Source organism: Streptomyces sp. NPDC024017, assembly GCF_040638895.1.
Classification (GTDB): Bacteria; Actinomycetota; Actinomycetes; order Streptomycetales; family Streptomycetaceae; genus Streptomyces.
On sequence record NZ_JBEZYZ010000006.1, the window covers coordinates 91051 to 113784 of the forward strand.

Sequence of the window (22734 nt, forward strand, 5' to 3'; positions counted from 1 at the left end):
CCGGCGTTCGCCCCACCGCACGCTACTCCGGAAATCACATCCTTTCCCCAGAGGAATCCTGTCTTATGACGTTCCGTTGGCTGTGCGGTGTCCTGCGTGTGCGCGGGAAGACCGACCTTTTGCTTGTGTTCCTGTTCGCCGCCGGATTCGCCGCACTGCCCGTGTTCGCGCTGCTCCCGTCGCTGTGGGGTTTCGCCGCGGCCTCGGCCGTGACGTACGCCGTGGACGAGGTGCTGCACACGCGCTCTCCCGCCTTCGTGCGGCGGCTGGCCGCGCTGCAGCTCGACCGCACCATGCGGTTCGCCGTGCGGACGGTGATGCTGCTCGCCCTCGCCGACCGGATGAACGCTCCGGGTGCGGTGCCTGTGGCCGCGCTGGCGGTGTTCAGCGCTCACTTCGCGCTGGTGATGCTGTACACGGCGGTGCACCACGCGATTCGCCGGCGCCGCACGCTGCCGGTCGTGGTGCGCAACCTCGACATGAGCGGGGCGGGCATCCCGCAGTCGCCGCCCGCTCTCCTCTACCGGCGCTTCCTGCGCAAGCTGCTGCACCTCGACCTGCCGGCCCACGCCGGGCTCCTCGCCGCGCTGGCGGCCGGGGCGTGGCAGCCCGCGGGCATCGGCTTCGTGCTGACGGCCGGGCTCGCGGTCGCGGCCGTCGCGGCGCTGCTCGGGCAGCTGCGCCGGGCCCGCCGGATGCCGTCGGGTGACGAGGTGATCGCCGAGGTCAACCGGCAACTCGCCGGGTACCGGCCGGAGGTGGCGCTGTACTTCAGTTTCGCGGCTGTGTCCCGGGACTTCATGTACCAGGTCAACATGTGGATCGAGACGCTGGAGCAGCTCGACCGGCGGCCGTTGATCATCCTGCGGGAGCGGGCCTCGTTCCGCTCTCTCAGCCGTACGTCGATCCCGGTCGTGTGCGTGCCGAAGGCCGACGACGTGGCGCAGCTGGAGATGCCCGAGCTGCGGGTCGTCCTCTACCCGGGCAACGCGGGCAAGAACGTGCACATGCTGCGCGTCGCCGAGGCCAAGCACGTCTTCATCGGGCACGGCGACAGCGACAAGCTCGCCAGCAGCAACCGGGTGAGCAAGGTGTACGACGAGATCTGGGTGGCCGGGCGGGCCGGGCGCGACCGCTACCAGCGGGTGCGGCACGCCATCAGCGACAAGGCGATCGTCGAGGTGGGCCGCCCGCAGCTGTCGTCGATCCGGCTGCACACCGACCACGTGCCGGGGCTGCTGCCGACCGTGCTGTACGCGCCGACCTGGGAGGGCTGGAGCGACGACGACTGTCATACGTCCCTGATCCCGATGGGCGTGCCGCTGATCGAGAAGCTGCTCGCCGAGAACGTACGGGTCCTCTACAAGCCGCATCCCCTCACCGGCAAGCGCTCCCGCGCGGCGGCCGAGGCGGACCGGGCGATCCGGGAGCTGCTGCGCGCCGACAACGAGCGGCGTGACGCCGAGTGGGCGGAGGCCGCTGCCGCCGCCGCGCGGCCCCGGCTCGCGGAGATCCAGGCCCGGCTCGGCGAACTGTCCGGGCGGCTCGGCGGCGACGACGCCCAGCAGACCCGCGAGGCGCGTCTGCCCGACCTGGACGGGGAGGCCGAGTGGCACGAGCTGCGCGCCGAGTGGCACCGGATCTTCTGGGAGAGCCGGGGCCCCGTCCGGCACCACGTCATCACCGGGCAACTTCCCACGCTCTACGCGTGCTTCGACCAGGCCGACATCCTCATCAGCGATGTGTCGTCCGTGGTCGCGGACTTCGTGGCGAGCCTCAAGCCGTACGTCCTGACCAACGCGAACGACCTGCCCGACGAGGACTTCCGGGCGGCCTACACCACGGCCGGCGGCGCGTACCTGCTGGACCGGGCCTGCACCCGGCTCCCGGAGATCCTCGACTCGGTCCGCGAGCCGCGGCGCGACCCGATGGCACCCCAGCGCCGGGTCCTCAAGGAGTACGTCCTGGGCCAGGACCGCCCCACCTCGATGGAGCGGTTCAACGCGGCGGTCAGCGCCCTGGCCGAGAAAGCGACGGCGGAACAGGCCGAGCGGCTGGGGGAGGGGCTGCGGGTGGCTGTGGAGGTGTCCGGCCGGGTGGGGTAGATCCAGTATCCCAGCACCCGGGGGGCCGTGTCACCGTTCTCCGGAATGATCTTCATGGGTGGAATGCGGCTTTAGGGTTTGGGTCAACGCCCCTTCTGTGAAAGGAAGTTCGCGATGACCCTCGCCACCCTCGCCGAGGAACTCACCGCCATGGCCGCCGCCGACCACGAGCAGGCCGCCGCCGGAGCCGCCCACAGCGACCACCCGGCCGAGCAGCTCGCCTGGCGGCGGCTCACCGCCCGTCACGGGGACCGGCTGAACGAGATCATGGACGAGGCCGGCTGGCCCACGGCGGACCTCGTCGGTGCGGACGCCGCCCGGGCCGCCTGGATCCTCGCTCAGCATGCCGACCGGCAACTGGACGTGCAGCGGCGGGCGCTGCGGCTGCTGGAGGAGGCCGTGGCGGCGGGGCGGGCCGGTGCCCGGGAGCTGGCGTTCCTGCGGGACCGCACGCTCGTCAACGAGGGGCGGGAGCAGGTCTACGGCACCCAGGTCGCCGGAGTGAGGGAAGACGGCAGCCCGATCCCCTGGCCCTGTGCCGAGCCCGGCCGTGTGGACGAGCTGCGCGCAGGGGTGGGCATCGAGCCGTTCGCCGAGTACGTCGCCCGGTTCCAGTGAGAGGAGGTCGGCCAGCGCCCTCGGGACGGTGGTGTCAGCCGGCCGCCGTCAGGGCCGCCCGCAGGTGCCCGTCGGACTCCTCCAGCAGGCGGGCCGCCGTCGGGCCGTCCACGTCGGCCAGGAGGGTGAGGATCGCGTGCTTCACCTCGCCGTCCGTGGCGGTCAGGGCCCGCTCGATGTCCTCGTCGGCGGCGCCGGTCGCGAGGGCGACGATGCGGTGGGAGCGGGCACGGAGCTTGTCGTTCGAGGCGCGGACGTCGACCATCAGGTTCCCGTAGGTCTTGCCCAGCCGGATCATCGTGATCGTCGAGAGCATGTTGAGGACGAGCTTCTGCGCCGTGCCGGCCTTCAGGCGGGTGGAGCCGGTGAGCAGTTCGGGCCCCACGACGATCTCGATGCCGTGGTCGGCGGCCGCCGCGAGCGGGCTGCCGGGGTTGCAGGCGAGGCCGATGGTGAGGGAGTGGCGGGCGCGGGCGTGTTCGACCGCGCCGATGGCGTACGGGGTGCGGCCGGAGGCGGAGATGCCGACCACCGTGTCGTCGGGGGTCAGGGCGAGGGTCGCCAGGTCCGCCCGGGCCAGTTCCCGGGAGTCCTCCGCACCCTCCACCGAGGTGACCACCGCGTCCGGGCCGCCCGCGATCAGGCCGACGACCCGGGAGGGGTCGGTGTTGAACGTGGGCGGGCACTCGGAGGCGTCCAGGACGCCCAGCCGGCCCGCCGTGCCCGCGCCCGCGTAGACCAGGCGGCCGCCCCGGGCCATCCGCTCCGCGACGGCGTCGATCGCGGCGGCGATCTGCGGCAGCCGCGCCGCGACCGCCCCGGCCACGGTGGCGTCCTCGCCGTTCATCAACCGGGCGATGTCGAGGGTCGGGAGCCGGTCGATGTCCGCGAGTTCCGGCCGGAAGGCCTCGGTGGTCAGGGACTCCAACTCGGTCCTGAGATCACGGGGGCTGGAGGTGGAGGTCATGAACGGCTCTTTCCGTGTCTTTCCGGTGCTGGGCGGGGCGGCGCGCCTCAGGAACGATGCCGGTGGGCCAGCGCCTCGTAGGACGCCGACAGCGCCGGCGCCGCCTTCTCGTACGTCCGCTGCGCCACCCCGACGAACAGGCAGTCCACCACGAGGAGCTGACCGGTACGGGACGACATCGCCGCCGGACGCAGCTCGCTCTCGCGTGCGGTGGACGTGGTGAGGACGTGGTCGGCGTACTGCGTGACCGGGCCGGTGGGCCGGCCGGTGATCGCCACCGTCGTCGCCCCGCGCTCGAAGGCGACCCGCAGCGGCTCGATGACGTCCCCCGTCGCCCCGGAGTGCGTGATGGCGATCGCGACATCGCCCGCGCGCAGTTGCACCGCGTTGGTGACGGCGAGGTGCGGGTCGCTGTGGGCGTGCGCTATCAGCCCTATGCGCAGCAGCTTCTGCGTGAGGTCCTGCGCGACCAGGCCGGACGCCCCGACGCCGTACACGTCGGTGCGGCGGGCCGTGGCCAGCGCGGTGACGGCCGCGCCCAGTTGGACGGTGTCGAGGCCGGCGGCGGTGTCGGCGAGGGTCTGCTGTTCGTCGTAGGCGAGCTTGGCGACCACGTCGGCGATCGGGTCGTCCACCGCGATGTCCGTCGTGATGGCCGGGGCGCGGCCCGACTGCTGCTGCGCGGCGAGTCCGGCGAGGGCCAGGCGCAGATCCCGGTAACCCGGATAGCCCAGCAGGCGGGCGGTGCGTACGACGGTCGCCTCGCTGGTGCCGGTGAGTTCGGCCAGGCCGGTGACCGTGAGGGCCGCGCAGCCGGCCGGGTCGGCCGCGACGGCCTCGGCGACGCGCTGCATGGACCGCGTCATCGAGGGGCCCAGCGTGCGCACCTTGGCCGCGAGGGCGGCGGGGGCGGGCGGGGTGCCGCTCACCCCCGAGGGGCCGCCGCGCTCGCTGGCGAAAATTTCCTTCACGTCTCGGGTCACGTTTGAAAGATATTTTCGGGGCGGCGTTCGGGTCAAGAGTGCGCACAATGGGTGCATGGATCCCATCAGCCCCCTGGAGCAGGCGCTGCACGCCGCGCGCGCCCTTGTGCTGGCCGACCTCGTCGCGGGCCGCGTCGCCGAGGCGGATGTCGTGTCCCTGGTCGAGGAGTCCGTCAAGCAGCGCCGATGGTGGGTCGAGCAGTGGCCCGAGGGCGCGCGGTACGTGGCCGGCCTGGTCGCGCAGGACGTCCAGGACTCCCTGCTGGAGCGGTACGGCCGCTGGCCGCTGTGCCCGGTGTGCGGCACCGGCGACCCGCACGCCCTCGACGTGGAACCGGAGTTGGGGCCCGACCCGCACTGGGTGTGCAGCGAGGCGGGCGTGAAGGTGGCCGCGGTGGGATCGCTGAGCGAGGCCATCGGCGGGGCGGCGTCCTCGTGAGGCCCTCGTGACGATCTACATCGACCCGCCGGACTGGCCCGGCCACGGCCGCATGTGGTCCCACCTCGTCAGCGACGTCTCCTTCGAGGAACTCCACGCCTTCGCCGCCCGCCTCGGCGTCCCCCGCCGGGCCTTCGAACGCGACCACTACGACATCCCCGACCAGCGGTACGCCGACGCGGTGCGGGCCGGGGCCGTGGAGGTCAGCAGCCGCGAGGTGGTGCGGCTGCTGTACGGGGCGGGGCTGCGACGGCCCAAGGGGCGCTATCCCTCGCGGAGTTCGCGCAGCTCGTAGGTCAGGTGCTCGGGGTCCTCGGCGACCTGGGTGAACCCGGCCCGCGCGAGCACGTGCTGCGACGGCACGTTGTCCCGCTCGACGGTCGCGACCACGGTCCGCACCTCCGGCCGGTCCAGCGCCCAGGACGACAGCGCGCGCAGCGCCTCGGTGGCGTAGCCGTGGCCGCGGGCGCCCTCGACCAGGTCGTAGCCGACCTCGATCCGTCCCGCCTCGTCCGGGACGCTGTGGAAGCCCATGGCGCCGACCGCGCGGCCGTCCTCGCGCCGGACGAGCACGTACATGCCCCACTCCGGCCGGTGGACCCCGTCCTCGTACTCCTTGTACACCAGGCCGGCGCCGACCCGGGTGCCCTCGATCGGGCCGCCCTCGATCCACTCGAAGCCGCCGTGGCCGACCGTGGACAGATCGGTGGCCGCCGCCGGGGTGACGCCCTCCAGGGTGAGCCGCTCGGTCCCGATCACCACGTTGTTGTTCCAGCGCCACTGGGCGACCGGGGCGCGGCCGGCCAGTTCCCCGCGGCCGGTGGCCCACAGCAGGGTCAGCCACGGGGTGGGTCCCGGCTGGACGTGCGGGAAGAGCCGGGTGAGCACGAAGTCGCACAGCTCGGGCGCCGGTTCGTACGACAGGCCCAGCCCCTCGGAGATGTCGTGCGTGTGCAGCAGCACCTCGGCCACGCCCATCGCGGCGAACCCCTCACGGTTCGCGCTGCGGAACGGGTACGGATGGAAGGCCCGCACGTCGCGCGGGGTGGTGCGGACCGCGGCCGCGAGCAGGGCCCCCATCGCGCCTATCACCCGCAGCGCACCGGCGTTGTCGGTCCCCTCCTCCAGCGAGAGCTCGAACGGTGAGTACCCGTCCTGCTCCCGCCCCGCCAGCTGCCCCGCGTACGCGATGAGATCCTCGGCGATGTGCACCGCCGTCTGGCGGCAACTCCACTCCAGCCGCCCGGCCCGCACTCCGTCCCAGTCCCGGTCGGTGACCGCCCCCAACAGCCCGACGCACTCGGCGACGGCCTGCTCCACCTGTTCCGCTCCCGTTGTCCACATGATGGGCAGGCTACGAGGCGTCGTGGGTGGAGAGCGACAGCATTTCCAGCTCGGCGGCGAGGTTGTAGCGGGCCGTGGCCTCCCACGCGGTGGCGCCGTGCGGCGTCCTGAACAGGCGCGGGAGATCCAGGAGCTGGCGCAGGATCGCGGCGCGGCCCGCGCGGAAGGCGTCGTTCGGGACGAAGTGGTACTCCTCGCGGACGGCCGTGGTGTAGGCGGCGTACGCCGACGGGGGCGAGGCGAGGATCGCGAGGTCGGCGTCGCACAGGACCTGGCCGTCGGGGTCGTCCTCGGCGGGGTCGTGGGTGACGGTGAGCCGGACCAGACGGGCCACCTCGGCGGTCTTCGCGTCGGGAACGCCGGCTTCCGGGAGGGCGCGTTCGGCGAGGCGGGCCGAGCGCTCCTCGTTCTCGGAGCGGTCGGGGAGATAGACCGCGTCATGGAACCAGGCGGCCAGCCGGACCACGTCCGGGTCGTGCGCGTACCGCTCCAGTTCGTCGACGCGGTCGAGGACCGCCGTGAGGTGCTCGACCGTGTGGTAGCGGCGCTGGGGCTCCTGCCAGCGGGTGAGCAGGTTCCCGGCGTAGGGCGCCGGGTCCGGGCCGCCGGCCGGCCCCCGGGTCGCTTCCAGGGTGCGGGCGAAGCGGGTGCGCAGGGTGTCGAGATCGGCCATGGTGGCATTCTCCCGCTGAGCGGGGTGTGGCACCTAGCGTGGGGGCATGACGACTCCTGCTGATGTTCCTGATGTACGGGACCCCGAGCAGCCCGGACGGCTGCTGACGATCGAGCGTGACGCGCTGATCCCGCTGCTGCGGGGCCGGGCCGGGGAGGACTTCGCGCGGCCCGTCGCCGCGTGTCCGGGCTGGACGGTGCGGGACGTGCTGGCGCACTGCTCGGCCGCGCTGACGCGGGTGACGGAGGGCAGGTTCGAGGAGGGCGTGTTCTCGCCCGAGGCCAACGACCGGGACATCGCGGAGCGGTCCGGCTGGAGCGACGCACAGATCGTCGACGAGCTGGAGCGGGGGATGGGCGAGGCCGGGCCGCTCATCGCCGGGGCCGGCGGGAAGCTGGACGGTCTCGCCCTCGGGGAGTGGGTGCACGCCGGTGACGTGCGGGAGGCCCTCGGGGAGCCGGGGGCGTACGGCGGGGCCGGGCTGCCGGACGCGCTGGCGCTGCTCGCCCGGATCACCCGCGAGCGCGGGCACGTGCCGCTGCACGCCGACCTCGACGACCTGGACGAGCCGCTGCGGCTGGGGGAGAGCGGCGGGGAGCGGCCCCCGGGCCGTTTCATCGGGGACGGGCCGACGCTCGTACGGCTGTACACGGGGCGGCCGGTCGACGAGGTGCCTTCGTTCGAGCTGGCCGGGGTGGAGGCGAAGGAGCTGAACATCTTCGGCTGAGGCGGGAGCGGGGCCCCGGGTGCTTGGGATTCGGCAGGAGTGGGCAGCGTAGTCTTGATTGGACTAGACCTGTCGCAACCGTCAGGCGTCCGAACGCCGACGCCGTGCCGACGAAGGGGCCCCATGAGCAAGCGTGCAGTCCTGGAGGTGATCGCCCTCGGCGTCGAGGACGCGGTCGCCGCCCAGGCGGGAGGCGCGGACCGCCTCGAGCTGGTCACCGACATGGCGGCCGACGGGCTCACGCCGTCGGCCGCCACCGTCGCCGGGATCCGCGGGGCGGTCGACATCTCGCTGCGGGTGATGCTGCGGTTGGCCGACGGGTTCGCGGCGGGGGACGTCGACCGGCTGGTGCGGGTGGCCGGTGAGCTGCGGGAGGCCGGGGCGGAGGAGTTCGTGCTGGGGTTCCTCGATGCCGGGGGTGTGGTCGATCTGGCGGCCGTGGAGCGGGTGGTGGCCGTCCTGGACGGATGCCCCTGGACCTTCCACCGGGCGATCGACCGGGCCGCCGACCGGGACGCCCTGCGCAAGCAGCTGGACGGGATGCCGGGGTTGGACACGTACCTGACGGCCGGGGCTTCGGGTGGGGTCGATGAGGGGCTGACGGTGCTGCTCGCGGAGGCGGGGCGGCAGGGACAGCCGGGGTACGAGCAGCATCTCCTGGTGGGGGGCGGGCTCCGGCTCGATCATGTGCCGACGCTGCTGACGGCAGGGGTCGACGGCTTCCACATCGGCGGGGCGGCTCGGCCGGAGGGCTGGGAGGCACCGGTGTCGGCGGATGCCGTCGCACGGTGGCGGGCCGCCCTGGACGCCGTCTGAACGCCCCCGGCCCTCACCCCTGGGTGACGGTGACCCCGCGTGCGGTGATGTCCGCCACCACCCTGACGGGCGACGGCAGTTCGCCGTGCCGCGTTTCTCCAGGTCGCCTCTGTACGGGGAAGCGGGGGACGTGCTCGTGCGTTGTGCCGTTGCATGAGCCTGCGCTTCTCACTGATGGGTCCGGTACGAGCCTGGCACGACGAAGAGGAGATCCAACTGGGGCCGCGCCAGCAGCGGGCAGTGCTGGCGGCGTTGCTGCTGAACAACGGCATCCGGCTGAGCAACGACCAGTTGATCAGCATGGTCTGGGACGACCCGACGCCGAGCGCGGTGATGGCGTTGCGGACGTACGTGTACAAGATCCGCAAGATCCTTCCGGAGCTGAACCTGAAGTCCAGGGACGGGGGGTACACGGTCCGCGCGGAGATCGTCGACGATTGCCGCGGAGAGCCCTTGGAAGGCCTCCGGAGTGCCTACTTCGACGCGCAACGGGTGCGGCTCGGCGACTACCGGCTCAAGGCGCGGGAGGACTGCCTCGAACGTGAACTCGACGTGCTGGAGCTGCAGAAGCACGTCGCCGCCTTCCCGCTCAGGGAACGACCGCGCGCTCTCCTGATGCGCGCGCTCTACCTGGAGGGCAGGCAGGGCGAAGCACTTGACCATTTCCACCAGGCGCGCGCACTCCTCAACGAGGAGCTCGGCCTCGAACCAGGGCCGGAGCTGCGCAAGATCCACGCGCGGATCCTCAAGGGCGACCTCACTCCGCCGCGCAGACCGGAGCAGCTGCTGCCGGATCTGATCGACTTCACTGGCCGTGCCGAGGAGATCGCGCAGGCTCTCCGGACGTTGCCGGGCACCGTGGGCATCACCGGTATGCGGGGCAGCGGCAAGACCGCGCTGGCCACCCGGATCGGCCACCTCGGCAAGGGCCGCTTCCCGGACGGGCAGATCTTCGTCGGGGGCGGGGACGTCGTCGACGAGCTGTTGCGCGCGGTCGGCGTGGAGAACCCCGTCGGCGACAAAGCCGCACTGTGGCGGGAGAAGGCGCGGGGCAAGCGTTTCCTCGTCGTGGTCGACGACGTGCAGGACGCGGCGGCCGTACGTGATCTCGCCACGCCCGGCTCGGCGATGATTCTCACGAGTGTCCGCCGGTTGAACGAGCTGCCGGGGGTGACCTGGCTGAAGACCGCCGGGCTGGCCGAGAGGGAGGCACGGGACTTCTTCCGCAAGGTCCTCGGTCCGGTGCGCGCGGACGCGGAACCCGGGCAGGCCGAGATGCTGCTGGAACGCCTCTCGCGCCTGCCGGGCCCGATCAGGGTGATCGGCGGCAAGCTCAGCTCACGTCCTCACTGGACGATCGGGATGGTCCTGCTGCAAATGGAGCGGCAGAGCAAGCTCGACGGCGTGATCCCCTCCGACTGCGCTGCGATGTTCGCCCCGTTGATCGCGGCCGAGGAGCAGCTGAGCGAACCGGAACGGCACATGCTCATGTGCTTCGCGCGCCAGGACGCCGAGGTGATCGACAGCCACCATGCGGCGGAGATGTCCGGGGCCGACCCCGGTGAGATCGAGATGGTGCTGGAGTCGCTCACGGGCGTGCACCTGATCGAGCCGCTCGTACTCGGCCGCTACCGGCTGCCGCAGTTCGTGCGCCGCTACTTCAGGCTGCGCACAGCGGCCCTGACCACCTGATTCATTTCGATGCCTGCGCTACCTGACCAGGCCGTATATCCGGAAATTATGCTCCGACGATCTGGCGCCGCCACGTTTGCAGACATGACAACCAACGAACTGCAGGACAAGAAGGCACTCGTCACCGGCGCCACGTCGGGTATCGGCCGCGCGATCGCGGTCAAGCTCGCGGAGGCGGGAGCCACCGTCTACGTGACGGGGCGCAGGGCCGAGCTCGGCAAGGAGACCGTCGAGCTGATCGAGCAGGCGGGCGGGACGGGCCACTTCGTCGTCGCGGACGTCGCGAACATCGACGACGTCCGCAAGCTCGCCGAGGAGGTCGGCGAGGTGGACGTGCTGGTGAACAACGCGGGCATCTTCCCGTTCTCGCCGACCCCTGAGCAGTCGCTCGACAGCTACGAGCAGGTGTTCGACATCAACGTTCGTGCGTCCTACTTCCTGACGGCCGCGCTCGCGCCGGCCATGGTGACCAAGAAGAAGGGTGCGATCGTCAACGTGTCGTCGGTCGCCGCGCAGATCGGCACCCCGGTCGGCTCCGTCTACAACGCCTCCAAGGCCGCGATGGACGCGCTGACCCGGTCGTGGGCCGTCGAGTTCGGCGCGGCGGGCGTTCGCGTCAACTCCGTGGCGCCCGGCCCGATCCGGACCGACATGGCCGTCGACACGGTGGGCGAGATGTTCGAGGCGTTCAGCCAGACCACACCGCTCGCCCGCGCCGGCGAGCCTGAGGAGATCGCCGAAGCCGTGGTGTTCCTGGCCTCCGACAAGGCCAGCTACATCACCGGCGCGGTGCTCACCGCCGACGGCGGCTTGGTCGCGACCTGAGCGCAGGAGCGACTGCTTGGCGCTGAGGGGCGACGCCCGCGGGCATCACCGCCAGTGATGCCCGCTGTACGGGCCCGACGCTTCAGCGAAGGGTGGTCGACGCCAACTGCGGCGGCAGCCCGGCCGCGTGCGTGACGATCAGGCCCGACACGGCTCGCGTCAGCGCCACATACAGACGTCGGAGGCCTGTCCGTTCGTCCGGTTCGCCGTCGACCACCGCCCGGGGTTCGTCCAGGACCACGTAGTCGTACTCCAGGCCTTTCGCGAGGGACGCCGGGACCAGGGTCAGGCGGGTGTCCTGGGTGGTTTCCTCGCCGGGGCCGAGATACGGGATGCCGGCTTCCGTCAGCGCCCCAGCCAGCTCGGGCACACGCGCGTCTGCCACGATCAGGCCCGTCGAGCCCTCGTGGCGCAGCAGTTCGCGACAGGCCTCGACCACGTCCTTCGGGCCGGAGACCGGCCGTACCTCGAAGTGGCCCGGGTTCTCGCGGATCGACCCCACCGGGGTGAGGCCCGGGGCGATGTGCGGAAGCAGCCGGGACGCGTAGGTGATGACGTCCGTCGGGACACGGAAACCGGCCGTCAGCTCCTCCACCAGGGCGTCCTGCTTGCCGAGGTGGGTCAGTGCCTCCTGCCAGCTCCGGGTCGCCCAGGGCGTCGTGCCCTGCGCCAGGTCGCCGAGGACGGTCGCGCTGCCGGTGGTGCAGCGGCGGCCGACCGCCCGGTACTGCATGGGGGAGAGGTCCTGCGCCTCGTCGAGGACGACATGCCCCAGGGAGTGCGTGCGCTGGATCAGGTCGGTGGCCTCGTCGATCAGGACGGCGTCCGCGGCCGACCACCTGGCCGACGTCACACTGCGCGCCGGCTTCACCCAGAGGATCGCCTTCTGCTCGTCCTCGTCGAGGATCCCGTCGGCGTGGACGGCGAGGAACTCCGGATCCGACAGCAGCCGCAGCACCAGCTTCGCCGGGTCGACCGCGGGCCACACCGCCTTGACCGCCGCCTTGACCGCGCTGTTGCGGGCCACCGCGTCCTGCACCCGGTCGTCCGGCGCCTCACCCGACCGTTCCATCTGCACCAGCACGGCATGCGCGATGCGCTGCGGCAGGGCCTCGCGGGCGGCGCCGTAGCGGATGTCGCGGTCGAGCAACTCGCGGACGAGTTCCTCCAGTTCGTACGCCGGTACCCGCCAGCGGCGGGAGCCGCGCACGACCACGACCGGCTCGGTGGGCATCGTGACGTGCGCGTAGAGGGCCCGGCGCAGCACCTGCGCCAGCCGGGCGTCGCCCTTGACGACGGCCGCCGTCGCGTCGTCCGTGCCCTTGATCTCGACGTGGGCGACGAGGTCGTCGACGGTCGCCTGCTGGACGGTCAACTCGCCCAGCGCGGGCAGGACCTGCTCGATGTAGTGCAGGAAGGACCGGTTCGGCCCGATGACCAGTGTGCCGGTGCGGGCGAGCCGCTCGCGGTGGGCGTAGAGGAGGTAGGCGACCCGGTGCAGGCCGACGGCGGTCTTCCCGGTGCCCGGGCCCCCTTGCACGCACACCGTGCCGGACAGGCCGGACCGGACGATCTCGTCCTGCTCCGGCTGGATCGTCGCGACGATGTCCCGCATCGGGCCGACACGCGGCCGCTCGATCTCCTGCTGGAGCAGCTTGCTGGTGACGGCCGCCTCTGCAGGGTCGGAGAGGTGCTCGTCCTCGTACGCCGTGATGTCGCCTCGGGTGTAGCCGAAGCGGCGGCGCAGCGCGACGTCCATCGGGTCCTTCTTGGAGGCCCGGTAGAACGGCTGCGAGACCGGCGCGCGCCAGTCGATGACCATGGGGTCGCCGTCGTGGTCGTGCACATGCCGCCGCCCGATGTAGAAGCGCTCCCCTTCCGCGCCCTCCGCCTCCTCGGCGCCTGGGGCGTGCAGGTAGTCGAGCCGGCCGAAGAACAGCGGGGTGTCGCTGAGGTCGGCCAGAGCCTTGATGCGTTCCTCGATCTGGTGGGCCAGCACCTCGGCGTTGACCCAGTTCGCGGTGACGTCGCTGATGTCGAGGGCCTCGACGCCCTCGCGCATGGCACGCAGGGCGGAACGGGACGCGGAGAGGTGGGAGCGCTCACGCGAGAGCGGGTCGTCGACGGGCGTGGACAAGGGAGTGCCTCCGGGGGGACCTGCTGGCGGGATGGCGGTGAGATGCCGGCCGGTTTCCGTCCGGTCGGCGGCACTCCGTGAGGGAGGCGGGCAAGAGCGGAGATCTTAGAGGAGCGGGGGTGCCGGCCGCGAACGGTTTTCTCCGCCCGTTCTCTTCCCTCATCCCCTAGGGGACAGGGCCCTCCTCCCTGAGGGGGCCGGGTCGCCCCACGGGCGTACACGGACCACCGCACAGTTCGGTCCGGAGACCGACGCGGGCTTTACGGCCGAAAACGCACTATGGAGACATGAGCGCAGCAACCATCTCCCCCGCCCCGGCACCGGGCCGCCCGCCCGGCGCCACCGCCGTGGCAGGCAGCCACCGCCACCGCCTCGGCGATGCCCTGCGCGCCGTCAAGGTCTTCGCGCGCGCAGCCTTCGACGTGGTCGTCCTCGGCGAGTACGGAGAGGAAGTCGGCGTGGTCCGCCGCCACAAGTGAGCCCCAAGTGAGAGGGGGCGCCCTCCTCAGCTCTCCGCGAGCAGCTCGTCCGCGTCCATGATCCGGTACGCGTACCCCTGCTCCGCCAGGAAGCGCTGGCGGTGGGCGGCGAAGTCCTGGTCGATGGTGTCCCGGGCGACCACCGAGTAGAAGTGCGCCTGGTGGCCGTCGGACTTGGGACGCAGCACCCGGCCGAGCCGCTGGGCCTCCTCCTGCCGGGATCCGAACGTGCCCGAGACCTGGATGGCGACCGTCGCCTCCGGCAGGTCGATCGAGAAGTTCGCGACCTTGGACACGACGAGCACGCTGATCTCGCCCTCCCGGAAGGCGTCGAAGAGCTTCTCCCGCTGCGCGTTCGACGTCTCGCCCTTGATCACGGGCGCCCCGAGGTGCTCGCCCAGTTCGTCGAGCTGGTCGATGTACTGGCCGATGACCAGGATCTGCTGCCCGGCGAAGCGGCGGACGATGGCTTCCGTGACCTTCCGCTTGGTCGCGGTCGTCGCACAGAAGCGGTACTTCTCCTCCGTCTCGGCCGTGGCGTACGCGAGCCGCTCGGAGTCCGTCAGATTGACCCGGACCTCCACGCAGTCGGCGGGCGCGATGTATCCCTGCGCCTCGATCTCCTTCCACGGCGCGTCGAACCGCTTGGGACCGATCAGGGAGAACACGTCCGACTCGCGGCCGTCCTCGCGCACCAGGGTGGCGGTCAGACCGAGCCGCCGCCGGGCCTGCAGATCCGCCGTGAACTTGAAGACCGGCGCGGGCAGCAGGTGCACCTCGTCATAGACGATCAGCCCCCAGTCCCGCGAGTCGAACAGCTCCAGGTGCGGATAGACGCCCTTCCGCCGGGTCGTCAGCACCTGGTACGTGGCGATCGTGACGGGGCGGATCTCCTTCTTGGTCCCGCTGTACTCGCCGATCTCGTCCTCGGTGAGCGACGTCCGCTTCACCAGCTCGTGCTTCCACTGCCGGGCGGAGACCGTGTTCGTGACCAGGATCAGGGTCGTGGACTTGGCCTGCGCCATCGACCCGGCGCCGACCAGCGTCTTTCCGGCGCCGCAGGGCAGGACGACGACGCCCGACCCGCCGTGCCAGAAGTTCTCGACGGCCTGCTTCTGGTACGGCCGGAGCGCCCAGCCGTCCTCGGCCAGCTCGATCTCGTGCGCCTCGCCGTCGACGTACCCGGCGAGGTCCTCGGCCGGCCAGCCCAGCTTCAGCAGCGTCTGCTTGATCTGCCCGCGCTCGGAGGGGTGCACGACGACCGTGTCCGGGTCGATGCGGGCGCCGACCAGGGGCGTGACCCGCTTCGACCGCAGGATCTCCTCCAGCACGGGGCGGTCGGTGGTGGTCAGGACCAGCCCGTGCGCCGGGTGCTTGGACAGGGTGAGACGGCCGTAGCGGTCCATCGTCTCGGCGATGTCGACGAGCAGCGCGTGCGGCACCGGGTAGCGGCTGTACTGCACGAGCGCGTCCACGACCTGCTCGGCGTCATGGCCCGCCGCGCGGGCGTTCCACAGGCCCAGCGGGGTCACGCGGTAGGTGTGGATGTGCTCCGGTGCCCGCTCCAGTTCCGCGAACGGGGCGATGGCCCGACGGCAGTCGTCGGCCTGCTCGTGGTCGACTTCCAGGAGCAGGGTCTTGTCGGACTGGACGATCAGCGGACCATTCACGCGCGGCACCCTTTCTACGGCCGGACGGCTCGGACGGTTCGACAGCGCGACGCCCCGGCCAAACGTCAAGTGTGCCTGATCGACCGCGTCAGGTGGTGTGATCTGCGCGTCCGGTCGTACTGAATGCCTATTCATCCCAACGTGTGGTGTGAATTCAGTTTTTCCATCGCGGCCCCGAAGAATGGCGAAGGTGCAGAACCCGACGACCACCACGCTCGGATACGCCCTGTTCGCCACCCGCTGGCTCCAGGCCCCGCTGTACTTCGGGCTGGTGGCCGCCCAGGGCGTCTACGTCTACAAGTTCTTCAAGGAGCTCTGGACCTTAATCCTGATGTGCGTGAGCGGGCACGCCACCGAGACGTACGTGATGCTCGCGGTGCTCAAGCTGGTCGACGTCGTCATGATCGCCAACCTGCTGATCATGGTGATCGTCGGTGGCTACGAGACGTTCGTCTCGCGCATCGGCCTGCAGGGCCACCGGGACCAGCCCGAATGGCTCTCGCACGTCAACTCCAACGTGCTGAAGGTCAAGCTGGCCACGGCGATCGTGGGCATCTCCTCCGTGCACCTGCTCCAGATGTTCGTGGACGTCCACCACACCTCCCAGCACGCCCTGCTGTGGGGGACGGTGATCCACATGGCGTTCATCGCCTCGGCGGCGATCCTCGCCTACATGTCGGGGCCGATGGTCGCGCACGCGGACCGCGGACACGCCGACCGCTCGCCGGCCGACCGCTCGCCGGCCGACCGCTCGCCGGCCGGGCACACACCGGCCGGACACACACCGGCCGGACACACACCGTCCGAGCACCCGCCGGTCGTGCGCCCACGGGAGCACGACCACGCGGACCGGCAGCGGGCGAAGCCGGATCCCGAGGCCCTGCCGGCCGCACCGGCTGACCCGCGGCGGCCCGAGCCGGGCGGCGAGAGCCCGGTGGCCGCGGCGGCCGTCCCGCCGCAGCCCCACCCGGACGTCGACGCCGAGGCCCGGATCCGTGCCGCCGGCTTCCCGGCCCGCAAGCTGCTGGAGGACTTCGACCAGCAGCATCCCCGGGGCTTCGACCGGGAGACCGTGGCCAGGCTCGGCAAGGCGGACTTCGTCACCGCCCGGCGCAACGTGGTCTTCGTCGGCCCGCCCGGCACCGGCAAGACCCACCTGGCCGTCGCCCTGGGCGTACGCGCCTGCCAGGCCGGGCACCGGGTGCTGTTCGCGACCGCCGCCGAGTGGGCCGCCCGGCTCGCGGGCGCCCGGGCCGCCGGCCGGCTCGACGCGGAGCTGACCGCTCTCGACGATCACTCCCTCCTGATCGTCGACGAGGTCGGCTACACGCCCTTCGACGCGGCGACCGCGGGCCTGTTCTTCCAGCTCGTCGCGCACCGCTACGAGCGGGCCTCGCTGATCGTGACCAGCGACCGCCCGCTCGGCCGCTGGGACGAGGTCTTCGGCCCGTCCGCCCCGGCGATGACGGACCGCCTCGCCCACCACGCCGAGATCGTGCGGCTGGACGGGGACAGCTACCGGACGCGCCGCGCTACTTCAGCGTGGGCAGACTGACGTTCTGGACCAGCGGGCCCTCGATGGTGACCCCCTCGGTGACCAGCGGCTCCACACCGGCGACCGGCAGGGGCAGCGGCGGCGCGGGGGCCGCGCCGGCGGAGGGCGCGAGCACCCCCATGAGCGCGACGGCACAGAGGGCGACGGCGGGCAGGTTCTCACGCATGGGGACGGCAAGGCCTTTCACGGGCTGAGAGACGAGGGACACCGCGTCGCGAGCCGGCCCCGGGGACGCCCGGGCCGGCCCGACGGGTGCGCGGGACCGGATCAGATCTGCGGGGTCTCGAGGACGAGACCGGCGACATCGATGCTCACCGCGGAGGCCGGGGTGGCGAGCCCTCCGAACGTCATCAGGGCGGCGGTGGCCAGGACGGCGGCGACTCGACGGACAACGCGCATGCGGGGGACTTCCTTTCGGCGAAGCTCACAGGACACCCGGTGGCTGCCCCCGCGCACACGGCGTGATGCGGCACACCCGGGAAGGTCGCCCAAGGGTGGGAACTCCCCGGCGTGGCGTGCATGAACGCCCGCCTGCACCCGAACGGGTGACGGCCCGCGAGTCTTCGTCAGCGCGGACGTCAGCCCGCGTCGTCGGCGAGCTCCGCGACCCCGGTGATCCGGTGCAGCGGATACGTACGGACCTCGTCCGCGGTGTGGTCGTACGCCGTGACGAAGCCGCCCTCGACGCGGATCGGGGCGATGACCCGCTGGCTGGCGGCGCCCTCGGCGTTGACGTAGCCGATCCACAGGGCCTCGCCGGTGAGGACGGCGGCCTGCATGGTGGCGAGGGTCTCGGCGGCGCCGGTGCGGGGCAGCTCACCGTTGACCGCCGGAGCCGCGCCGGGCTTGCGCGGGGTGGTGGAGGCGAGATCGCCGGCCCGGATGGCGCGCAGCGCGGCCGCGAGGAGGGTGTCGTCGGGGACCGGCGGGCCGTCCGGGACCGGCTCGGGCGCCGTGCGGGGCGGGGTGCGGTGGGCCAGGGCGCGGGTGATCAGGACATCGCCCTCGGCGGACTCGGCGGCCGGCGCGAACCCCATCGCCCGCAGGCCTTCCAGGAGCCCCGCCGGATCGGCCTGGGCGGCCAGCACGGTCGGGGCGAGCCGGCGCAGCCCGAGCCCGGCGGCCCGCTTGTCGGCGAGGATCTCGCTGAGCACCGCGTCGTCGTCGCAGCGCACGTACGCCGAGGCCGCGCCGACCCGCAGATGCCCGTGCCGTCGGGCCACGTCGTCGATCAGGTACGCGAGCGGCTGCGGCACCGGGGTGCGGGAGTGCGCGGCGAGGAAGGCGTGCAGGTCGGAGGCGGCCTGCCCGGCGTCCAGCGCCCGCCGCACCGAGCCGGGCGTGAAGCGGTAGACGGTGGCCCCGCCCTTGGACTCGACGTCCGCCAGCACACCCAGCATGTCCGCGAGAGGCCGCCGCAGGGGGCCCGGCGCCACCGCCGTCAGGTCGGCCTGGAGCAGCACGTGGTCCAGCGGCTCGGGCAGGAGCGGCGCGAGCAGCCGGGCCGCGGCGGCGGAGGCGACGGCCTGTTCGGCGGGGGAGAGGGGGACGAGCGGGGCGGAGCGGTGGTGGTGATGGACGGGCAGCTTGTCCCCCGGCCCGGAGGGCTCCGCTTCCGGGCTCTTCGCGGGGGCCGCAGGCGCGCCCAGCAGCGCCCGGCCCTGGGCCGACAGCGCGCCCCGGCCCGTGACGCCCAGCAGTTCGGCCTCGGACAGGGCCCACTCGGCGAGCCGGCTCCGCAGGTCGTCCTCGCGCCGGTCGCCGCGCAGGGGGCGCTCCCAGCGCAGCCGGGCCAGCACCGACCCGGCGGCCGGAGCGGCGCCCTCGGCCAGCCCGGCCAGCAGCGCCAGCACCCGGTGCCGTACCTCGGGCGCCGCCGAGCGGTCCAGGCCGGGTCCGAGCGCCGACAACGTACGGTCCTTCGCGTCCCGCCCGCCCACAAGACCGGCCGTCCGGGTCGCCGCGAGCCACGCCGTGACCAGCCGCGACCAGCGCTCGGCGGCGGGCAGCTCCAGCCACTCGTCGTACGCCGGGGTCGCCGCGTACCGCTCGTCGGCCTCGCCGTCCGAGGCGATCAGGCCCGCCGCGTACGCCAGCTCCACCCAGAACGCGGCGACCGGCTCGGGCACGTCGAGCGCGACGGCGGTCCGCTTCAGGTCCCGCACGCTCAGCCCACCGGCCCGCAGCACCGCGGGCCCGCCCTCGTCCCAGTCCTTCAGCAGCTCCTCGACGGTCGCGAGCGCGGTGTACGCCTGACCGGCCGCGGTGCTGTCCACAACCTGTGGACGATGTACGGCCGCCGTCTCGACCACCGGCGGTACGGGCTCGGGCGCCCGGTGTGCCAGGCCGCGCCGCAGATGCAGGGCTACCTCGCGCGGCAGGACGACCGTCCCGGGCGCCGTCGGCAGCAGCAGTCCGCGGTCCAGCAGCCAGCGCAGCCGGGGCGCCGGATCGGCGGTGACCTGCCCGTAGGGCGGCCCCCACACCAGGCGTTCCAGTACGTCGAGGGAGTCGGCCGGGGCGTCGGCGAGCAGCGCGGCCATCCGGGCCCGGTCCGTGAACAGCCCGGCCAGGGCGGTCACCGCGGAGACCGAGTCGTGCGTCGAGGCCAGTCCGGCGGCCGTGACGATCTCCTGGATCCGGCCCGGGGACATCCCGGCGGTGGCCTCCTGGACCGTCGGGCCGAGCCCCGTCGGCGAGGGGTGCTGCGGCGAGGGAGCCAGCAGCTCACGCGCCGTGCGGACCAGCCGCAGCCGGTCGTCGCCGCCCCACACCAGCGCCTGCTCGCGCAAGCCGTCCAGGGCGTGCGGCAGGGCCGCGACGACGGCCGGGTCGGGGTCGTCCCCGGCCATGAGCCCGAGCAGTTCGCCGTAGGTCGCCGGGTCCGCCGCCACGGCCAGCGCCTCCGCCGTCTGCAGCGCGAACCGGTCCAGCCGTTCCAGGGCCCGCACGACCGAGGCACGGGTGCCGGCCCGGGTCGCGAGCTGGGTGAGGTCGGTGGGGACGGGCGTGATGAGATCCGGGCGGCTGCGCAGGAGCGCGCCCAGCGAAGCGTCGCCCCGCGCGCGGAGCGCTTCCGCGAGGGAGCGGGGGGCCGGGGGCCTGTCCTCGGTGCTCATCCGGTCCACGGTAGCGGGTTGCCCGCGGCAGCCGGGCCGACTGTGCGCGGCCCCGTCCCCGAACGCGGGACGGGCTTTTGGCCGCTCCGCGGGCACTCGCGGTACCGTCGTCCGACGGCGTCACGCAACGCACCCGCCCCGGAGGGGACTTCGTGGGGATTGAGAGCGACCAGGTCGTTTACGAGTATCTGAGCCGCGTCGGCGACGTGGCCCAGCAGCGGCAGTTGTCGTCGGCCACCCGGATGCGTCTGGTCGCGGATCTGCGCAACGAGATCGACAAGCGCCGCGCGAAGGCCACTGTCGACTCGCCCGCCGCCGTGCGCCGCATCCTGTCGCGCCTGGGCAGCCCCGACGACGTCGTGACCGCGGCAGCGGGCGGCACGGGCGTCGAGCCGCGCGGCGCCGCCCCCGCCTCCGTCCCCGTACAGCGCGAGGCGGAGCCGGAGGAGCGGGCGAAGGGCGTCATGCGGCGCGTCGTACCGCGCCCCCGCCCGGCGCGACATGCCGAGGAGGCGCACCCCGCGCCCTCCGACGGCCCGGCCCCGCCGCATCTGGCCGCCGGGCACGAGCTCGGCGACAGCGCGGTCCAGCCGGACTGGTGGCGGGTGGACAGCAGCCCGTTCGGCGTGGGTGACGAAGTGCCGGGCTTCGTGGGCGGCGTGGAGCTGCCCGACCTGCTGAAGCCGCCGGCGCAGCGCACGGCGGAGCTGGAGAAGCCGGCGGCCGGGGAACCCGCCCCGGTCGTCGAGGCGGCCGAGCCGGCCGAGGAGGGGCGCCGCCGCCGTCTCCCGCGCCTGGCCGCCGGAAACTGGAGCAACCCGCTCCTCCTGATCGCCGCCGGCCTGCTCGTCGCCGGTGCCGTCCTCGGCAACTGGTTCGTCCTCCTGCTCGGCTGGCTCATCGCCTACGCCTCCCGGCGCCTCACCCAGGCCGAGACGAAGTGGGCGGTCGTGATCCTGCCGAGCCTCTCCGTGGCGGGGGGCCTGGTCTGGCTGTGGGGCCGGATGAACGGCCGCTGGGGCGCCCCGATCGCCGAGGGCCACATGAACGCCGCGGTGGCGGAGACCTGGCCCTGGGTGGTCAGGGGCGCGGCGGTGGCGTCGGCACTGTTCCTGGTGTGGCGCTCACAGCGCTCGCGCTAGCCGGTCACAGGCGGAGGTCTGCCCCTCGCACCGCCTGGGCACAATGGCCCATATGGCACTCACCGTCGGCTTCGACCTCGACATGACCCTCATCGATTCCCGTCCCGGCATCCGCGCCTGCTACCGGGCGCTGTCCGAGCGGACGGGGACGTACATCGACGCCGACCTGGCGGTCACGCGGCTCGGGCCGCCGCTGGCCGAGGAACTGATCAACTGGTTCCCGGCCGAGGAGGTCCCGGTCATGGCGGACCTGTACCGGGAGATGTACCCGTCGATCGCCATCGCCGCGACCCCGGCGATGACCGGCGCCCGGGAGGCCATCGCGGCCGTACGGGAGGCCGGTGGACGCGCGATAGTCGTCACCGCCAAGTACGAGCCCAACGCCAAACTGCACCTCGCCCACCTCGGCATCGAGCCCGACGCCGTCATCGGCGACCTGTGGGCCGAGCAGAAGGCGGAGGCCCTGCGCGAGCACGACGCCGGCGTCTACGTCGGCGACCACGTCGGGGACGTCCGCGGCGCCCGGACCGCCGGGGCGCTCTCGGTCGCGGTGGCCACCGGCCCCTGCCCCGAGGAGGAACTGCGCGCGGCGGGCGCGGACGTCGTCCTCACCGATCTGACCGAATTCCCGCGGTGGCTTTCGGACTACCGTCCCGCGCGAGCCTGACGGCGGCCCGCTGCCACGGAACGCAGCACTCCCGCACCGGCCATCAGGAATCCGACTGCCATGAGCATGCTCAATCCGAACATGTACGTCGGAAAGGGCGTCGTCCCGAGGAACAACGGGGCGACCGTGACCAGTGTGGCCAGGGCGCCGATGAAGAAGACGACGGCTCCGGCACGGACCAGGCGGTCACCGGGAGCGGCGGAATTCGTTTGGGTTTTGTCACGCACCCGACCAGGGTAGTTCCCAGCGCGAAGGAACAACCGGGTGACGTCTTGTCACCGGCTGCAAGAGCATTAGCCTTGGTACCGGCGGGTCCGTACGACCCGCCCGAGTGCTATCAAGAGCCGTTTCCAGAAGCAGTTTTCCGACGAGTACGAGGACGAGGACAGACGTGCCTACCGGCAAGGTCAAGTGGTTCAACAGCGAGAAGGGCTTCGGCTTTCTCTCCCGCGACGACGGCGGTGACGTCTTCGTCCATTCCTCGGTCCTCCCCGCCGGAGTCGAGATGCTCAAGCCGGGTCAGCGCGTGGAGTTCGGCGTCGTCGCCGGACAGCGCGGAGACCAGGCGCTGTCCCTGACGATCCTGGACCCCACCCCGTCCGTCGCCGCCGCGACCCGCAAGAAGCCGGACGAGCTGGCCTCCATCGTCCAGGATCTGACGACTCTCCTGGAGAACATCACGCCGATGCTGGAGCGCGGCCGCTACCCCGAGAAGACCGCCGGCAAGAAGATCGCCGGCCTGCTGCGCGCGGTCGCCGACCAGCTGGACGTCTGAG

23 protein-coding genes are annotated in these 22734 nt (G+C 72.5%); 13 read left to right on the forward strand and 10 right to left on the reverse strand.

The features are described from left to right. The first annotated feature begins 65 nt into the window (after window positions 1-65). Window positions 66-2105 carry a hypothetical protein gene (locus tag AB0G20_RS17490; RefSeq protein WP_361302702.1) on the forward strand — a complete coding sequence of 680 codons (2040 nt, stop codon included), beginning with the start codon at window positions 66-68 and terminating at the stop codon, window positions 2103-2105. Window positions 2106-2219: 114 nt separating this feature from the next. Beyond that, window positions 2220-2723, forward strand: coding sequence for a DUF6624 domain-containing protein (locus tag AB0G20_RS17495; RefSeq protein ID WP_361302705.1), 504 nt, complete (start codon window positions 2220-2222; stop codon window positions 2721-2723). 34 nt (window positions 2724-2757) lie between these two features. Here the strand turns inward: AB0G20_RS17495 and murQ are convergent, their stop codons facing one another. Beyond that, a complete protein-coding gene (gene murQ / locus AB0G20_RS17500; protein ID WP_361302708.1) occupies window positions 2758-3690 on the reverse strand; it encodes an N-acetylmuramic acid 6-phosphate etherase in 933 nt (310 codons plus the stop codon). A 47-nt stretch (window positions 3691-3737) separates the two neighbouring features. After that, complete coding sequence (locus AB0G20_RS17505) at window positions 3738-4673, reverse strand: MurR/RpiR family transcriptional regulator (RefSeq protein ID WP_361302711.1); 936 nt, start codon at window positions 4671-4673, stop codon at window positions 3738-3740. Window positions 4674-4728: 55 nt separating this feature from the next. On the opposite strand from AB0G20_RS17505, the gene AB0G20_RS17510 reads away from it, so the two are divergent. Beyond that, window positions 4729-5112: a hypothetical protein gene (locus tag AB0G20_RS17510; protein ID WP_361302714.1), complete on the forward strand. Its 384-nt coding sequence runs from the start codon at window positions 4729-4731 to the stop codon at window positions 5110-5112. A 7-nt stretch (window positions 5113-5119) separates the two neighbouring features. Next, window positions 5120-5407, forward strand: a complete 288-nt coding sequence (locus AB0G20_RS17515) for a DUF4031 domain-containing protein (RefSeq protein ID WP_361302717.1) — start codon at window positions 5120-5122, stop codon at window positions 5405-5407. Here the strand turns inward: AB0G20_RS17515 and AB0G20_RS17520 are convergent. Together AB0G20_RS17520 and AB0G20_RS17525 are read right to left on the reverse strand one after the other, a co-directional pair. Next, window positions 5377-6432 (reverse strand): GNAT family N-acetyltransferase, encoded by a 1056-nt coding sequence (locus AB0G20_RS17520; protein WP_361303825.1) that lies wholly within the window; start codon window positions 6430-6432, stop codon window positions 5377-5379. The two genes, AB0G20_RS17515 and AB0G20_RS17520, sit on opposite strands and share 31 nt — an antisense overlap. Window positions 6433-6466: 34 nt before the next feature. Continuing rightward, on the reverse strand, window positions 6467-7129 hold the full coding sequence (locus tag AB0G20_RS17525; RefSeq protein WP_361302720.1) for a hypothetical protein: 663 nt from the start codon (window positions 7127-7129) through the stop codon (window positions 6467-6469). A 46-nt stretch (window positions 7130-7175) separates the two neighbouring features. Here AB0G20_RS17525 and AB0G20_RS17530 point away from each other — a divergent pair, with 46 nt between their 5' ends. From AB0G20_RS17530 to AB0G20_RS17545, 4 genes are all read left to right on the forward strand, one after another. Next, complete coding sequence (locus AB0G20_RS17530) at window positions 7176-7856, forward strand: maleylpyruvate isomerase family mycothiol-dependent enzyme (RefSeq protein ID WP_361302723.1); 681 nt, start codon at window positions 7176-7178, stop codon at window positions 7854-7856. A 123-nt stretch (window positions 7857-7979) separates the two neighbouring features. Beyond that, window positions 7980-8672 (forward strand): copper homeostasis protein CutC, encoded by a 693-nt coding sequence (locus tag AB0G20_RS17535; RefSeq protein WP_361302726.1) that lies wholly within the window; start codon window positions 7980-7982, stop codon window positions 8670-8672. 174 nt (window positions 8673-8846) lie between these two features. Beyond that, complete coding sequence (locus AB0G20_RS17540) at window positions 8847-10364, forward strand: BTAD domain-containing putative transcriptional regulator (RefSeq protein WP_361302729.1); 1518 nt, start codon at window positions 8847-8849, stop codon at window positions 10362-10364. 84 nt (window positions 10365-10448) lie between these two features. Next, complete coding sequence (locus tag AB0G20_RS17545; RefSeq protein WP_361302732.1) at window positions 10449-11189, forward strand: SDR family oxidoreductase; 741 nt, start codon at window positions 10449-10451, stop codon at window positions 11187-11189. A gap of 82 nt (window positions 11190-11271) precedes the next feature. Here the strand turns inward: AB0G20_RS17545 and AB0G20_RS17550 are convergent, their stop codons facing one another. Further along, a complete protein-coding gene (locus tag AB0G20_RS17550) occupies window positions 11272-13326 on the reverse strand; it encodes a UvrD-helicase domain-containing protein (protein ID WP_361302735.1) in 2055 nt (684 codons plus the stop codon). A 287-nt stretch (window positions 13327-13613) separates the two neighbouring features. Here AB0G20_RS17550 and AB0G20_RS17555 point away from each other — a divergent pair, with 287 nt between their 5' ends. Beyond that, window positions 13614-13805, forward strand: a complete 192-nt coding sequence (locus AB0G20_RS17555; RefSeq protein ID WP_361302738.1) for a hypothetical protein — start codon at window positions 13614-13616, stop codon at window positions 13803-13805. A gap of 26 nt (window positions 13806-13831) precedes the next feature. Here the strand turns inward: AB0G20_RS17555 and AB0G20_RS17560 are convergent, their stop codons facing one another. Further along, window positions 13832-15475 carry a DNA repair helicase XPB gene (locus tag AB0G20_RS17560; RefSeq protein ID WP_361302741.1) on the reverse strand — a complete coding sequence of 548 codons (1644 nt, stop codon included), beginning with the start codon at window positions 15473-15475 and terminating at the stop codon, window positions 13832-13834. A gap of 181 nt (window positions 15476-15656) precedes the next feature. Between AB0G20_RS17560 and istB the strand changes: the two genes are divergently transcribed. Further along, complete coding sequence (gene istB / locus AB0G20_RS17565; RefSeq protein WP_361302744.1) at window positions 15657-17030, forward strand: IS21-like element helper ATPase IstB; 1374 nt, start codon at window positions 15657-15659, stop codon at window positions 17028-17030. Here istB and AB0G20_RS17570 read toward each other — a convergent pair. The 3 genes from AB0G20_RS17570 to AB0G20_RS17580 form a co-directional block, all read right to left on the reverse strand. Then, on the reverse strand, window positions 17008-17196 hold the full coding sequence (locus AB0G20_RS17570) for a hypothetical protein (RefSeq protein WP_361302747.1): 189 nt from the start codon (window positions 17194-17196) through the stop codon (window positions 17008-17010). The genes istB and AB0G20_RS17570 overlap by 23 nt on opposite strands. A gap of 101 nt (window positions 17197-17297) precedes the next feature. Next, window positions 17298-17429: a hypothetical protein gene (locus tag AB0G20_RS17575; protein WP_257784341.1), complete on the reverse strand. Its 132-nt coding sequence runs from the start codon at window positions 17427-17429 to the stop codon at window positions 17298-17300. A gap of 179 nt (window positions 17430-17608) precedes the next feature. Further along, on the reverse strand, window positions 17609-20149 hold the full coding sequence (locus tag AB0G20_RS17580; protein WP_361302750.1) for a helicase C-terminal domain-containing protein: 2541 nt from the start codon (window positions 20147-20149) through the stop codon (window positions 17609-17611). A gap of 152 nt (window positions 20150-20301) precedes the next feature. Here AB0G20_RS17580 and AB0G20_RS17585 point away from each other — a divergent pair, with 152 nt between their 5' ends. Further along, the gene (locus tag AB0G20_RS17585; RefSeq protein ID WP_361302753.1) at window positions 20302-21291 is read left to right on the forward strand and encodes a hypothetical protein; all 990 of its coding nucleotides are present in this window, start codon (window positions 20302-20304) and stop codon (window positions 21289-21291) included. 43 nt (window positions 21292-21334) lie between these two features. Next, window positions 21335-21958, forward strand: a complete 624-nt coding sequence (locus tag AB0G20_RS17590; RefSeq protein WP_361302756.1) for a haloacid dehalogenase-like hydrolase — start codon at window positions 21335-21337, stop codon at window positions 21956-21958. Here the strand turns inward: AB0G20_RS17590 and AB0G20_RS17595 are convergent. Next, window positions 21937-22185: a hypothetical protein gene (locus tag AB0G20_RS17595; RefSeq protein ID WP_031110609.1), complete on the reverse strand. Its 249-nt coding sequence runs from the start codon at window positions 22183-22185 to the stop codon at window positions 21937-21939. The two genes, AB0G20_RS17590 and AB0G20_RS17595, sit on opposite strands and share 22 nt — an antisense overlap. Window positions 22186-22349: 164 nt before the next feature. On the opposite strand from AB0G20_RS17595, the gene AB0G20_RS17600 reads away from it, so the two are divergent. Further along, the gene (locus AB0G20_RS17600; RefSeq protein ID WP_030849358.1) at window positions 22350-22733 is read left to right on the forward strand and encodes a cold-shock protein; all 384 of its coding nucleotides are present in this window, start codon (window positions 22350-22352) and stop codon (window positions 22731-22733) included. Window position 22734 lies beyond the last annotated feature (1 nt).

Excerpts from the sequence above, each read along its gene's own strand:
- AB0G20_RS17490 (WP_361302702.1), top strand. The coding sequence starts at position 66 with ATGACGTTCCGTTGGCTGTGCGGTGTCCTGCGTGTGCGCGGGAAGACC.
- AB0G20_RS17495 (WP_361302705.1), top strand. The coding sequence starts at position 2,220 with ATGACCCTCGCCACCCTCGCCGAGGAACTCACCGCCATGGCCGCCGCC.
- murQ (WP_361302708.1), bottom strand. The coding sequence starts at position 3,690 with ATGACCTCCACCTCCAGCCCCCGTGATCTCAGGACCGAGTTGGAGTCC.
- AB0G20_RS17510 (WP_361302714.1), top strand. The coding sequence starts at position 4,729 with ATGGATCCCATCAGCCCCCTGGAGCAGGCGCTGCACGCCGCGCGCGCC.
- AB0G20_RS17525 (WP_361302720.1), bottom strand. The coding sequence starts at position 7,129 with ATGGCCGATCTCGACACCCTGCGCACCCGCTTCGCCCGCACCCTGGAA.
- AB0G20_RS17530 (WP_361302723.1), top strand. The coding sequence starts at position 7,176 with ATGACGACTCCTGCTGATGTTCCTGATGTACGGGACCCCGAGCAGCCC.
- AB0G20_RS17535 (WP_361302726.1), top strand. The coding sequence starts at position 7,980 with ATGAGCAAGCGTGCAGTCCTGGAGGTGATCGCCCTCGGCGTCGAGGAC.
- AB0G20_RS17540 (WP_361302729.1), top strand. The coding sequence starts at position 8,847 with ATGGGTCCGGTACGAGCCTGGCACGACGAAGAGGAGATCCAACTGGGG.
- AB0G20_RS17545 (WP_361302732.1), top strand. The coding sequence starts at position 10,449 with ATGACAACCAACGAACTGCAGGACAAGAAGGCACTCGTCACCGGCGCC.
- AB0G20_RS17555 (WP_361302738.1), top strand. The coding sequence starts at position 13,614 with ATGAGCGCAGCAACCATCTCCCCCGCCCCGGCACCGGGCCGCCCGCCC.
- istB (WP_361302744.1), top strand. The coding sequence starts at position 15,657 with ATGGCGAAGGTGCAGAACCCGACGACCACCACGCTCGGATACGCCCTG.
- AB0G20_RS17570 (WP_361302747.1), bottom strand. The coding sequence starts at position 17,196 with ATGCGTGAGAACCTGCCCGCCGTCGCCCTCTGTGCCGTCGCGCTCATG.
- AB0G20_RS17575 (WP_257784341.1), bottom strand. The coding sequence starts at position 17,429 with ATGCGCGTTGTCCGTCGAGTCGCCGCCGTCCTGGCCACCGCCGCCCTG.
- AB0G20_RS17580 (WP_361302750.1), bottom strand. The coding sequence starts at position 20,149 with ATGAGCACCGAGGACAGGCCCCCGGCCCCCCGCTCCCTCGCGGAAGCG.
- AB0G20_RS17590 (WP_361302756.1), top strand. The coding sequence starts at position 21,335 with ATGGCCCATATGGCACTCACCGTCGGCTTCGACCTCGACATGACCCTC.